The following is a 13,198-nucleotide window of genomic DNA, read 5'->3' as shown; positions in this document are numbered from 1 at the left end:
CGCCCCCTGAGCCGCGCATGTACCCCAATGCGCACTAATGAAGCGCCCTGTTCACGAGTTTCGCTGTTTGCCAAGCGGTTTGAGCCGATGCAAACGGAAGGGAACAAGTGATGGGGCGTTCAACAAGACAGGAGACGCCGGGAGGCGCGGCGCGTAAGAAGTACATCCGTCTTCAGACGGCCGCCGAGATCCACAGCGTTCATGAGGTCACGATCCGTCGCTGGATTGAGGCGGGTCTGCTGACCGGCTACTGGGTCGGGCCGCACGCAATACGCGTCGACCTTGCCGAAGTCCATGCACTCGCGCGTCCGATCGAGGTAGCGGCAGGCGGTGAATCCTGATGCGGGCGCGTACGGCGGGTTCTGCGGTGTCTGCGGTCGGCGGTGACATGTCGCGGTCGGGTCTGGTGTCTTCCGGTGTGGTGTACGCCTCGCCCAATTCGTATCTGTTGGCGTTGCGGTTGGCGGCGTTGGTGCCGTCGGTGTTGCTGCTGGTCGGTATGGCGGGGTGTGCGCTCGCGTGGGTCGATCTGCAGGATTCTGTGCCTTCCCTGGATGTGTGTCGTGCGGTGGATGCGGGTGTGCCCGCGGAGCCGCCGGGTTCGTGTGTTCCGCGTGAGCAGTTGCCGTCGGGGGTGTCGCGGTGAGCGGGGCGCGGGAGCGGGGTCGGGAACGTGCGGAGTTGGAGGCCGAGTACGCCCGGTTGGACGTGGTCAATGGCGTGCTCACCGACATGATTTTCGCTGCTGGTGATGCGATGGCGGGCAAGGACTGGCGTGGTGTCGAGTTCGAGCGTGCACGCCAGGATCGTGCCGCCGAGCACGGTTCGCGGGCGTATGCCGAAGAGCACGCGGTGTGGGATCGGTTGCTCGATTACCGCTATGACGCGCAGGACGCTGCGGAGATTCGTGCTCGCGTCGCCGCTGATGGTGAGCGTCGCAAGCGTGGGCGTGAGGGGCGTTCGCGATGAGTCGTTTCCACGATCCCGAGGGGGAGAAGCACGGTATCCCGACCTGGCCGTGGGGGTTGGCGCCGCAGCACTTGCGCACCACCCGCCAGCTTGCCGGTGAGGGACTGCGGCCTGGTGGTGAGTACGAGGGCCAAGTTCTGCGCGCCCGACGCGGCAAGGAGCCGTTGCGCGCCTATCTCTTCGACGTGGATTCGGCTGTGCCCAAGCGGGAGTCGTCGGCGGCGCAGTTGGAGGCGTTGGAGTTGGCGCGGTGGCAGCGGTCGGTGAACGCGTGTGAGCGCCGCGGTATCGACGCCACGGATATGCGCGAGGTGATCGTGCAAGCCCGCGCCGATATCGCTGCCCGCCGCGCTGCCCAACGTCCTGCCCGCCGCAGTGAGCGTGAGGAGCGGAGTAGATGAACCAGAAGACGAAGGTCCGCCCGCGCTGGGATCGGTACGCGGAGTTGGAGTTCGACCACCGCGACCGGATCGTCACCGGTTTGCGCGGTGTCGGGTTGTCGTATCGAGAGATCGCGCAGCTGTTGGGTATCCGTGCCCGCCAGGTCGAGAGCGTCCTGGGTGAGGTGGCCGGTTTGCGGGCGCGGGAGGTCAGCCAGGCCGAGATCGCGCGTCGGGTCGGGTTGCCCCGCACCACCGTGCAAGGTCTGTTGCGTAAGGAACGCGCGCCGCGTTCGACGCCGCGTAAGACCGCAGTCTTGCGGGCGCTCTCGGAGATGCACGGCATGCAGCTCGATGTGTTGGGCTGGTTTCTGGGCATGGAACGCAACCATGTCTATGAGCTGGTCAAACGCTTGCACGTCGAGGGCATTGTCAAGGACCTGGAAGACGTGTTGGCGGGGGAGAAGTGGGTGATCCCGACCCGGTTCACCGCCTCGAAGTATCTGGGGTGGCGCACGGCGGAGTGGATGCCGCCCAACGGGCTCGCTGAGCACTACCGTCGGGTCGCTCAAGCCCGGGTCATGCTCGTCGGTTCCGACCCGGACCTGTGGGTTTCCGAGCGGGTGCTGCGCCACCGGATCGGTAGGACCACCGGCGCCAAGGCGGGGGCGGAGTTCGAGGTGTCGAGCGGGCGTGAGCCGCGCAAGGGGCACCCGCATGTGCACGACGGCCGCTTCCTGGGGGTGGTGGAGGGGTTGCGGGGTTGGTGGGCGCTGGAAGTCGAGTTGTCGATCAAAGATCCCGAGTACATGGATACCGCGTTGCGGGGTGCGATCCGCGCGGCCCGCGACGGTGTCTCGGAGTCGATGGTCGGGGTGCTGTATCTGTGCCGCGGCACGCGGGTCGCGGCGAATGTGACCGCGGCGTCGGAGCGTTTGCCGTCGGCCGAGTTCGCGCGTCTGGCACTGCATTTGGTGATCCGTGATTTCGATACCGAGTGGTCGCGGTGGCTGCGCGACTACACCGCGCGGCGTGAGGCCGCGAAAGCCGCGAGCGCCAATCGGCGCCGCCGCACTCTCGCCCATCTGACCAAGGAAGCCGAAGCCTCATGAGCAACGATCCGAATTGCACCCCGATCCTGACTCCCACCGATTGCGGCCCCATCGACACGGCGCCGCACGCCGACCCGAGCACCGCCGGCGCGGTCGATCCGACCATATCGCCGATCACGCCGCAGGCTCCGCCGGTCGAGGGTGTGCAGGGTTGGGACCTGCCCACACTCGATGTGTCCGCGGTGGGGCATGTCGCCGCGACGGGGACGGTGTGCGGGGTGGTGATCGTGGCCCTGCTGATACTCATCGTGGCGGTGGCCGTGGCGTGGTTGCCGCCGGCGCGGTTGCGGAACTTCGCGATCGCGTCGCTGCTGCTGCCCGCGACCTCCGCGCTCGCGGGTGGTTCGTGGTCGGTGCCCGCCTCCCTGTTGTGGTCGGGCGCCGAGCGTGTCACCACCGGCGATCTGGCCGGGCTGCGCGCCATGCTGATCCTGGGTGCCCCGGTCGCGGCGCTGATGGCGACCTATTACTGGGCGCAGTTCCTGCACAAGACCCACACCGTCGGCCTGAAGTCGTTGGAGCGCACCGAGCGGGTCAAAGACACCATCCACACCCGGCGCTTCGCCGCCGCGGCACGCGCCGCCCGGGTGGGGGCGCCGTCGATCACCGGTCACGGCATCGTGCTGGGTCCGCTGGCGAAGACCACGACGGCCAAGACGGCGGGGTTGTGGCAGGAGTTGACCGCGCGGCACGAGAACTGGCTGGTGGTGCCGCACAAGCAGGCTCGCCGTCACCTCGCGTTGGTCTCGACCACCGGTGGCGGGAAGACCGAGCTGATCAAACGGTTCTTCGCCGGGATGCTCGAATACGAGTGGACGGCCTGGCAGCAGTGGAAAACCACCCCCGGTGTGCGGGGGAAGTATCCGCGGCCGTTGATGGTGGTGATCTCGTGCAAGGGCGGCGCCGACGACAAAGCACTCGGCCTCGAAATCTCGGACCTGTCCCGAGGTTTGGGGATCGAGGCGGACCGGATCGCGACCGTCGGCCCCGGTGGTGACCGCCTCGATCAGTTCCGCGCCTTGTCCGCGCGGGATATGCGTGGGGTGGTGGGGGAGATGCTCAACGCCGGGCAGGCCAGCACGAGCGAGGGCCAGCATTTCGATGAGATGCGGCGTCGGATCGTGTCCCTGGTCGTCGGCGCCCCGGGTGGCCCGCCGCGTTCGTCGCAGGAGTTCTTGGCCCGCCTGAACGAGGACACCCTGCTCGACTTGTGGGGTCACGCCCCGGATGTGAAGCGGATGATCGATGCGTTGCAGGGCGAGAAGGTGCCCCAGCTCGATGACGCCCTGATCAAAGCGATGAACCTGTTCGATCTGTTGCAGGACCAGAACGGGGCGATGGTCTTCGACGGCGGCAAGGACCTCGACGCCCTGGACGTGCTGTATGTGACGGTGCCGGGGTTGGACAAGGACGCCGCCCGCGCCCAGGTCGCCGCGATCTTGCGCATGGTCATGCAGAAAGCCGGGCGCACCGCGAAGCATTTGCGGCGTTCGGTGACGGTCGTCATCGATGAAGCCTCGGCGACCACCACCGCCACGGGGGCGTTGAACCTGGTCGATGTGTGCGAGCGTGGCCGCTCCCAAGGCGTCGCTCTCGCGTTCGCCGCCCAATCCCAAGAGGGGTTGGCGACCGACAAGTGGTCGCTGAACCGTCTGCTGAAAGCCTGCGCGGGTGGGCTGATCCTGGGTTACAACGAGAACGCCGGTGACCTGTGCGAACACCTCGGGACCGTGCGCTCGATGCTGCCGTCTCGGCACCTGATCAAGGGCCAACGCACCGGCGACGAAGGCCAGGTCTCGGTCGGTGACAAATGGCTGGTCGACCCCGACCGGCTCCGTGAACTGGCCACCGGCCAATTCGTCTACGCCCGCGCCCGCCGTGCGGACTGGGGCCAGGTCGTGCAAGTCGACCGCTCCAGCGTGCGGCCGATGCCGGGCACACCCGCCCACACCGCGCACAAGACCGCGACCACGACACCGGGCGTCGGCGCCCCGAGGACCGCGGGCAACGCCGCCTGACCCCTCGACTCCCTACTTCCATTTTCTGTCTGTATTCGATTGCGAGGCAACAGCTATGCGCATCATCCGACCCGACGACAACCACGACCACAACGACGACCACCACGACGACGACGGCGGTGAACTGGGCCTGCCCGAGAGCGCGTTCACCGATGTCGGCGACGAGGCCGAGGAATACCTCGCCCAAGTCCTGGCCGACATCCCGCCCCCCGACACCGACGAACCGCCCCCGGCGCCGACGCGGCGCCCGGCGACTCCGCTCGGACCGAAACGACCCGCCCTGCACCTGGTCGCACCCGACGACGACCCCGATCCTTACTCCGCCGACCAAGACACGACCGCCGTCGCCGTCGACCCCGATACCGCGATTCGCGCGGGACAAGCGGCGCGGCGGCGGATGGTGCGCGGCGCGGCGGGCGGTTCCGCGGTCGTGGTCGCCGCCGCCGCGCTCGCGGGGTGGGGTGAACCGGTCACGGTCACCGGCCCGCTGGCCCTCTACGGCACCGGGTGGGTCGCCTTCTTGTGGTGGAACGCGGCACTGCGGCCCAGCATCCCCGACACCGGCACCGCAGTGGTCGGCGGGATCGGTCACACCGTCACCACCGTCTTCCTCGCCGTGATCGCACTCGCCCGCGCCGGTGTCGGGCGCTTGGACTCGGCGCGTTCGCGTCAGGAATCCCAGCGCACAGCCACCGAACCCACCACCTGACACCCCTGCTGAAACCCCCACCCGAAGAGAGGAATCCGATCCATGTCCGATCACAGCACCGAAGACGAGATCCGCGCCGAACTGCGTCAGTTCGCCCGCAGCCTGCCCGCATTACTGCGTCTGCATGCCCAGGCCGGGAATTGGTTGGAGCGCAGGCAGATCCGCAAACAGATCAGCCGCACCCTGCGCGAGCAGCGGCGTGAGGAGGACACCGCGCGTGGCCATCAACTGTCGTGGACACAGCGGATGGTCGAGAACTACCGAGCTCACTCGCTGACCGTGGCCGAACGCGCGCATAACCCGAACATCGACCACACCCGCCGCCACGAGGACCACCTCGCACTGCGCGCCCACGCCGATGGGTTGCGTGCCCGGATCGCCGTCGATGAGCGCCTGACCGTCACCGAGCGCGGTATCGCACTGGATGGTCTGGACGCGGCGACAACGTTCCCGGAGTTCGAACCGGGAAGGCTGTTCCGGAACGCGCACAAGGTGAAGGGCCGCGAGGCGTTGCACTACCGGGCGCAGGTCGCCCGGGTGCTCGGCGCCGACACCTACACCCGACAGCTACGCGCTCCCCACCAGCAGGACCGGGAGCCGGCCGACAGGATCACCGCCCGCCAGAATCCACAGCCCGGTCGGGACCGCGACCAGTCGATTCCGCCGTCCGCCCCGACGGACCGCGACCACGAGGAGACGGTGGGGCGGGCCGAGGGGGATCGGTTGGCCGCGGTCGAGACCGAGGTCTCACACCTGCGCGGCGACCGTGACCGGTTGGACGCGCGGGTAGGTGTTCTGCAGCGCGGTGTGGACGCGGTCACCGCCGACCGCGACGAATTGCGCGGCAAGCTCGCCACGGTCGGAGCCGAGGTCGCCGGGTTGAGAACTCGTAACCAGCGTCTGCTGGCCGAAATCGGCGACTTGCGCGAACGCGAGCAGGGGCAGGGGCAGCCGGTGCAGCGGTCGGTGGCCGAGCATCTACGCCATTTCCGTGACGAACGTGACCAGGCCCGCCGCGAACGCGACCGCTACCAGCGCGAACGCGACCAGGCACGCGCCGAACTCGCCCGACGCGACACCGACCACGACCACGAACGCCGCGACACCCACCGTGACGAATCCGCGCCGCTCTCGTCCGCGACGGGGGAGGCGGTGCGGGAGTGGAACGAGACCGTGGGCCGCAATATCGCCGAAGCGTTGGAGGGTATCGAGCACCCCGAGATCGCGAAACGTGATCTGGGACAGGTCCGGTGGGACAAATTCACCACCGGCACCGAATCCGCCGAAGACGTCGCGCGGTGGTGGGTCGAAGACGGCGCCACCGCCTACTGGGCCGAACAGAGCACCCCCGACCGGAGCGCCGAGCGTCCCAGGCTATCGCGACCGGAGAACACCCAGCCCTGGCAGCCCGACAGGGAGAAGCCCGCTCGTGAGCGGCGTAACAGGCACCGCCGCAACGGGATCGAACGGAGCCGCTGACGATGCACAGTGAACACGAAGACCACATGCGCGCCGAATACGACACCTACTATCGGCTCGGCCGCGACATGTTCGAGGCAGGCACCGAAGCCGAGATCGACCGTATGGAGGACCAGCAGAGCGAGATAGCGCGGCGCTGGCAGCAAGGCCCGCACGCCGAGCACTGGAATTACCTCGCCGACGCCGAACACGACTGGGAACACGCCCCCGACACGATGCGCCGGTTCATGGACAACGTCGCCTTCAACCGCGAACACCACACCGGTCTGGCGGCGTTGACCGATGTGCAGGTGCGTAGTCAGGAGCAGGCACGGGAGTTGACCGGCAACGACCGCCCCCAACCCCGCCGCGAGCGCGGGCGCGGGCGGTGAGCCGTGAACGCGCGCGATCAGTCCCGTGACTCCTACCGGATCGTCACCGACGCGTTGACCGCGCGGGTGGGTCCGCCCAGGTATCCGCGTTCGCCCGAGCAGTGGACGAACTACCTGTGCCCGGTGCACGAAGGCGACGGCCAACACCACAACCCGTCGTTGGGGGTGCGTTATGACCCGAAGCAGGCGCGCACCATCGTGCGGTGCTGGGCACGCTGTGACGACGAAGAAGTCGTGTCCCGCATCGGGTTACGGGTCCGCGACATGTTCGACCGGCTCCCCGAACGCACCCACGACACCACCCGAACCACCACCCCTTCTCCTTCTTCTGGTTCGCCTCGCCGGTCGGTGACCGGCGGGCGGAGTGCCCCACCCGCGACCACACCGCGGGGGCGCGGCGGATCGAACGGGGTATCGGAGCCGGGGCGGGTCGCTTCCCCGGTCGAGAGGGCGATCCTGGCCGCGCGGTTCCCGATCCTGAACAAACCCGACCTGGGTGTGCGGACCGGGCGCCCCGAAACCGTCGATTCCTACATCTACCGGTGGCCCAACGGCCGCGTCGAGGGCGCGGTGCACCGGGTGCTCACCCCGCACGAACACGGGCACGCGAAGAGTTTCTGGCAAGCGCACTGGACCGGCAGCGAGTGGGAACGCACCGGGTTCGCGCCCATCCCGTGGAAACTCGCCGACATCCGACAAGCCCTCGACACCGGCCGCGAAATCTATGTCTGCGAGGGAGAGAAGGACGTCCAACACGCCAACCGAGCCGGACAGATCGCCACCTGCAACGCCATGGGCGCCGGTTCCTGGACCGAACAGCACGCGCGCTGGCTGAAGGGCGCGGCGCGGGTGATCGTGGTCGCCGACCGCGACCGCCCCGGCTACCGCCACGCCGCCAGAGTCGCCGACTCCCTCACCGGACGAGTAGGAGAGGTCCGGGTCGTGCAGGCCCGCGACGGCAAAGACCTCGCCGACCACTTCGCCGCCGGACACGACCTGTCCGACCTGGACCCCGTCCCCTACCTCGACCGCGCCCGAGAACCCCGGTTTCGACCCGCGCCCGTGAACCACGGGCGCCCACCCCGGCAACGCCACCACTGAACCCGACCACAACGAAAGCGAACACCGATGAACCACACCCCGATTCCACCCGACCCCTACACCCGAGCCATGTGGTTGCGCCGAGACCTGTTCAACGCCGTCGCCGCCGACAACAACCCCGGACTGCTCTACCCCGACCTGCCCGAGGGCACCCCGCTGCCCGAGACACCGTCACGGGAAGAGGAAATCGAACTCGCCTACTACCGCCACCTCGACGCGCACCGCGCCGAACTCGGCGACCACCCGGACTTCGCGCGGGCCTACAGCATCATCGACGACCTCACCGCCGACGGACTCGACATCACCGACCTACACACCGAACCCGACGATCCACCACAACGCCACGACCACGACTGGCCCGACCCCGCGCACCGGGACCGACCCTCCCGCAACCGCAGCCGGTGACCCGCACCGCCTGCGCACCAAGCGAACCGAGAGGAGACACGAACCATGACCACGAACCAGACCGGTGCGCAGGCGGTGCACACTCCCACCGCCACGCACCGCAACGCACCGACCACCGTCGCGCGGACTCGTGAGGAAACCTCCGCGATCCGGTTCTTCTGGGGTGAGTTGTTGCTCGTGGCGGCCATGTCGATCGCGGGCAACATCGTGCACGCCTGGCTCAACGCACCACCCGGAAAGCAATGGGTCGCCGCGTTCGTCGCCTCCTTCCCACCCATCGCGCTACTCGCGGCAACCCACGGCGTCGGACTGCTCGTACGCGCCCAGAACAAGGCGAGATTGGCGTATTGGGCCGTCGTGGCGCTCACAGCCGCCATTGCCGCGATCGCGTTCCGGCTCTCCTTCGACGCGCTGCGGGAACTGTCGATACAGGTCGGGATGAGCGAACACCTGGCATTCCTGTTCCCGCTCATCATCGACGGCGCCATCGGACAAGCCACCGTCGCCCTGCTCGTACTCGCACGCACCGACCGCACCGACCCCGAACCAACGGCGCGCACCGAACACGAACCGGTGCGCACCCCTGAACCGGTCCACGCTGTCTCGGTGCGCGAGGTCCGCACCGAGATCCAGTCCACCACCAGCCAACTCACCACCGAACCCGACCGGACCGAGATAGACCGATCGCAACGCACCGCGATCGAACCGCTCCCGCACCAGCCACGCACCGACGAACCCGAACACCTCGACACTTGGGCCGCGGTCGCTCAGCAGTTGTGCGCCGCCGACCCCGCCGGGCGCCGAGACCCCGACACCGTCACCACGATCCTGCGGTTGAAGCACGAACAGGGATACACCCATTCCCAGATCGCCGAACGGATCGAGGTCAGCAAATCCACCGTGACCCGCACACTGATCGCGGCACGAGAAATCACCGAGGAAGGAACGCTCTGATGCCGCGGTTGATGTCGGTCTCACTGACCGAGCACCAGGTACGCGCCCGCACCAAAACCGTCACCCGCAGAACGGGATGGCGCCACCTACGACCGGAAACCCGATTGACTCTGTGCCGCAAAGTCATGGGACGCCGCACAGGCGAGCCACTGGTACGGATCACCGACGTCGAAGTAGTCGACGTGCGCCGCGAACGCCTGGACCACATCACCACCGAAGACACACGCGCCGAAGGATTCCCGGAGATGACCGCGGCCGAATTCGTGGCCTTCTTCTGCCGCACCCACACCGGATGCACACCAGAAACGATCATCACCCGAATCCAATGGCGCTACCTCGACACCCCGGTCGAGGACCACCCGATACCCAGGTAGCCGAACACAGCAGAAGCGACACAGCCCGTGACCAGCAACATGGTCACGGGCTGTGTTGGCGAAGACGCCCCTTCGTCCCGAACTACCAGGTCCGGTGTTCGGCTGGTCGTGATGGCGTGGATTGTGTTGGTGGCGTGGCGGTGACCTGTAGGTCTGGCGTTGGTCAGATTGGTGACCGATGGGAGGTGTTGGTGAGGCTGCGGACGGTGTGCGGACCGGAGGCGGAGCTACCCACGTCGGCGTAGCCACGAGAAGCGGCCTTCCGCGCGCTCTCGTACTGCTGGAAGCTGTGGCGTGACTTGCTGGGCAAGTAGGGTCTGTACCTGCTGTGCACGCTCCAGCGCTTCACCGAACGCCGCTGGCTCGGATCGAGCGAATTTCGTCAGGATGTCGACGGCTTCGGTGGCGGCGCGTAGTGCTTCCTCGTGCTGTCCGGCGTCGGCCAAATCGGCGGCGAGGTTGTTCATGCTGGTGGCGAGGTTGGGGAGGTGGGCGTCGGGGTTGGTGGTGGCGAGGGTGCGGTAGAGGTCGACGGCTTCGGTGGCGGCGCGTAGTGCTTCCTCGTGCTGTCCGGCCGTGGCCAGCCGGACGGCGAGGTTGTTCACGCTCATGGCGAGGTCGGGGAGGTGGGCGTCGGGGTTGGTGGTGGCGAGGCGTCGTCGGATGTCGGCGGCTGCGGTGGCGGCGCGTAGTGCTTCCTCGTGCTGTCCGGCGTCGGCCAGGCGGTTGGCGAGGTTGTTCACGCTTCCGGCGAGGTTGGGGAGGTGGGCGTCGGGGTTGGTGGTGGTGAGGGTGCGGTAGAGGTCGACGGCTTCGGTGGCGGCGCGTAGTGCTTCCTCGTGCTGTCCGGCGTCGGCCAGGCGGACGGCGAGGTTGTTCACGCTTCCGGCGAGGTTGGGGAGGTGGGCGTCGGGGTTGGTGGTGGCGAGGATGCGGTAGAGGTCGACGGCTTCGGTGGCGGCGCGTAGTGCTTCCTCGTGCTGTCCGGCGTCGGCCAAATCGGCGGCGAGGTTGTTCACGCTCATGGCGAGGTTGGGGAGGTGGGCGTCGGGGTTGGTGGTGGCGAGGGTGCGGTAGAGGTCGACGGCTTCGGTGGCGGCGCGTAGTGCTTCCTCGGGTCGCCCGACCGCGCCCAGTCGGATGGCGAGGTTGTTCACGGCTTGTGCGAGTTGCGCCTGGTCGGACTCGGTGAGGTCGTCGGTGGTGCGGTGGTGGTCGGCGATTGCGCGGGCGATGGTGACCGCGGTACGGGCCAGCACGAGTGTGGACGTCGGGATGCGGTCGTGCAGGCTTTTCAGGGTGTCGGTGCTGGTTGTCGGGTGGGTGGCGATCTGGTCGAGTGCGTTCAGCAGTGGTGTGGGTGTTTCGACTTGGGTCGCCACCCGTAGTGCGGGGAACAGGAGGGTGTCGGGGTGGTCGAGGCAGAGCCGGGTGAGCCGGTCACCGACCTCGGGGAGGTCGGGGTGGGTGGTGGCGCGGGTGCAGACGGTGAGCAGGTGCTCGGCCTCACCCTCACTGGTGGTCGGGGCGAGGGCGTCGATGACGGTGGGGCGAGAGGTGTCGGTGAGCAGGTCACCGATGAGGTGTTCGGCGAGCCGGTCGGGCGCCAAACCGGCGAACACGCCGGGGTGTTGGCCGGGGTAGAGGCTCATCAACCAGTCCCGCAGCATGGTGATGGTGATCTGGGCCTGGTCGGTGAACTCCGGGATCCGTCGGACGCAGTTTTCGATGTCGGTGGGGGTGGTGGGTGCGAGGACGGCGGTAGCGGCGACGGCGTCGGTGAGGGTTTCGAGTGGCCATTGTGGTGTCAGGCCGCGTGCCTGGGCGGTCCTGCGCCAGTAGCTGCGTTCGTGGACCAACACCCGCCGCTCCAAACCTCCACCTGCGTTCGGTGTCCGGTTGGTTGTGTCCAGGAGGTCGACCAAGGCCCGCATCTGCACCCCCAACACCGTGGTATCCGCCTCCAACCCCGCCGGTACGGCCGCGGTCAGTGTCTCAACCGCAGCGGTGGGGTCGGGGAGCCCGGTGTGGCGCAAGCCCGGTAGTGCCTGACCGAACGCGCGGACCGCGCTCCGGTACGAGTCGTGGCGTTCCTCGCTGCTGGCGTCCAGGGCGGTGAGTTCGTGCAGGTGGGTGGTGTCGAGGATGTCGGTGACGGTGTCGGTGGTGCCGGTGGCCAGCTGTGGCCACCACGAATCGATGGTGCGGGCCAGCAGCAACACTTTCACCACCCGGTCGGTGCGCAGACGGGAGAGATGGGTGAGCAGGGCACGTAGTTGGTCGGGGCGGGTCTCGGCGTAGTCGATGACCACCAGCAGCGGTACCCGCACTTGGGCCAGGACCCGCAATTGGTCGGTGGCGGCGGGATCCAGCCACACCACCGCCCATCCACTGGTGGTGAGAATTTCGCCGAAGTAGTGCGCGAGGCGGGTCTTGCCTTGGCCGCCGCGCCCGTACAGCAGCCATACTCCCAATCCGGGTTCGGTAGCCCAAGTGTGGAGTTTTCGCAGGAGATCGGTGCGGCCGTGGAAGGGCACCACCGCACGGCGTGCGGTCAACAACGAGGCGGGTGTGGCGATGGTGGTGGTCATGTGCAGGGGCGATTGTCGGTCCATCAACTCCTGCAACTCGACCGGTTCACACCGCAACCAGCCCTCACCCGCGTTGTCCTCGACCGCGGTCCGGAAGTCGGGGTTGGTGAGCAGGACGTAGGCGGGGACGGCTTCGAGGGCGGCGTGGTCGCGGTGGGCGGGATCGACCGCGACCACGCCGGTCAGCAGGGCGCCGCAGAACACCGCCGCTCCTGACATGCCCGCCCAGGGTGATCCGCCGTCGGGCATGGTGGTCGGAGGGTGGGTGTCGAGGTGTAGGACGTAGGTGTCGGTGCTGTAGCGGTCGCCGGGGTTGAGGGTGCCGCGGGGTTGTTCCATATCGACGGGCTGATGCCGGCGTTGCACGAAGTCCGGGAATCCCCAGGACCGGCAGGGAATGCCGGGCTGGTAGGTGACGGTGCGCCCCCACACGATCGGCTCGATCGGTAGGACCGGCCACGCCGGGTCGGTGACCTGGACCAGGGCGGCGTCGTCCTTCCCGTCGGGGGTGCCACGCCACACCACGACCGCGGTGTAGGTGGTGGTGCGGGCGGGTTGGGTTACCGTCACCGCCCCACCCGTTTCGGGGACGACGTGGGCAGAGGTCAGCACGAGGGTGGGCGCGATCAGATACCCCGAACCCTCACTCCCACCGCGCACACCGACAACCTGGTCCCGCTCCACCCCGACCTACCTCCCCTTATCGCACGTGATCCCCCGAACCCTGTGGGCGGG

The 13,198-nt window shown here is 68.0% G+C and carries 14 protein-coding genes; 13 read left to right on the top strand and 1 reads right to left on the bottom strand.

Translation table 11 applies throughout. From position 1 onward, the window contains the following. Window positions 1-110 precede the first annotated feature (110 nt). From IT779_RS02045 to IT779_RS01985, 13 genes are read left to right on the top strand one after another with little or no spacing between them, the layout of a single operon-like run. Complete coding sequence (locus tag IT779_RS02045) at window positions 111-341, top strand: MerR family transcriptional regulator (RefSeq protein ID WP_198428043.1); 231 nt, start codon at window positions 111-113, stop codon at window positions 339-341. 26 nt (window positions 342-367) lie between these two features. Beyond that, a complete protein-coding gene (locus tag IT779_RS02040) occupies window positions 368-646 on the top strand; it encodes a hypothetical protein (RefSeq protein ID WP_196147388.1) in 279 nt (92 codons plus the stop codon). Between the two features lie 35 nt (window positions 647-681). Continuing rightward, window positions 682-969: a hypothetical protein gene (locus IT779_RS02035; protein ID WP_196147387.1), complete on the top strand. Its 288-nt coding sequence runs from the start codon at window positions 682-684 to the stop codon at window positions 967-969. Further along, window positions 966-1,370: an RRQRL motif-containing zinc-binding protein gene (locus tag IT779_RS02030; RefSeq protein ID WP_196147386.1), complete on the top strand. Its 405-nt coding sequence runs from the start codon at window positions 966-968 to the stop codon at window positions 1,368-1,370. The genes IT779_RS02035 and IT779_RS02030 overlap by 4 nt, the downstream gene beginning before the upstream one ends. Continuing rightward, entirely contained in the window at window positions 1,367-2,461 is a 1,095-nt protein-coding gene (locus IT779_RS02025) for a hypothetical protein (protein ID WP_196147385.1), read from the top strand. Before IT779_RS02030 ends, IT779_RS02025 begins: the two co-directional genes overlap by 4 nt. Continuing rightward, on the top strand, window positions 2,458-4,479 hold the full coding sequence (locus IT779_RS02020; protein ID WP_196147384.1) for a type IV secretory system conjugative DNA transfer family protein: 2,022 nt from the start codon (window positions 2,458-2,460) through the stop codon (window positions 4,477-4,479). The genes IT779_RS02025 and IT779_RS02020 overlap by 4 nt, the downstream gene beginning before the upstream one ends. A gap of 55 nt (window positions 4,480-4,534) precedes the next feature. Continuing rightward, the gene (locus IT779_RS02015; RefSeq protein ID WP_196147383.1) at window positions 4,535-5,188 is read left to right on the top strand and encodes a hypothetical protein; all 654 of its coding nucleotides are present in this window, start codon (window positions 4,535-4,537) and stop codon (window positions 5,186-5,188) included. Between the two features lie 42 nt (window positions 5,189-5,230). Further along, a complete protein-coding gene (locus tag IT779_RS02010; RefSeq protein WP_196147382.1) occupies window positions 5,231-6,667 on the top strand; it encodes a hypothetical protein in 1,437 nt (478 codons plus the stop codon). Between the two features lie 2 nt (window positions 6,668-6,669). Beyond that, window positions 6,670-7,038, top strand: a complete 369-nt coding sequence (locus IT779_RS02005; RefSeq protein WP_196147381.1) for a hypothetical protein — start codon at window positions 6,670-6,672, stop codon at window positions 7,036-7,038. Between the two features lie 3 nt (window positions 7,039-7,041). After that, the gene (locus tag IT779_RS02000) at window positions 7,042-8,139 is read left to right on the top strand and encodes a toprim domain-containing protein (protein WP_196147380.1); all 1,098 of its coding nucleotides are present in this window, start codon (window positions 7,042-7,044) and stop codon (window positions 8,137-8,139) included. Between the two features lie 27 nt (window positions 8,140-8,166). Next, the gene (locus IT779_RS01995) at window positions 8,167-8,544 is read left to right on the top strand and encodes a hypothetical protein (RefSeq protein WP_196147379.1); all 378 of its coding nucleotides are present in this window, start codon (window positions 8,167-8,169) and stop codon (window positions 8,542-8,544) included. Window positions 8,545-8,589: 45 nt separating this feature from the next. After that, entirely contained in the window at window positions 8,590-9,498 is a 909-nt protein-coding gene (locus IT779_RS01990) for a DUF2637 domain-containing protein (protein WP_196147378.1), read from the top strand. Next, the gene (locus tag IT779_RS01985) at window positions 9,498-9,872 is read left to right on the top strand and encodes an ASCH domain-containing protein (RefSeq protein ID WP_232541348.1); all 375 of its coding nucleotides are present in this window, start codon (window positions 9,498-9,500) and stop codon (window positions 9,870-9,872) included. The genes IT779_RS01990 and IT779_RS01985 overlap by 1 nt, the downstream gene beginning before the upstream one ends. A gap of 227 nt (window positions 9,873-10,099) precedes the next feature. Here IT779_RS01985 and IT779_RS01980 read toward each other — a convergent pair whose 3' ends face one another. Next, window positions 10,100-13,147 (bottom strand): tetratricopeptide repeat protein, encoded by a 3,048-nt coding sequence (locus IT779_RS01980; RefSeq protein WP_196147377.1) that lies wholly within the window; start codon window positions 13,145-13,147, stop codon window positions 10,100-10,102. Window positions 13,148-13,198: the final 51 nt, after the last annotated feature.

It is taken from the genome of Nocardia bovistercoris, assembly GCF_015674855.1.
Taxonomy (GTDB): domain Bacteria; phylum Actinomycetota; class Actinomycetes; order Mycobacteriales; family Mycobacteriaceae; genus Nocardia; species Nocardia bovistercoris.
Note: the sequence above shows the minus strand (reverse complement) of the source record. Positions and strands in the feature narration are given on the sequence as shown.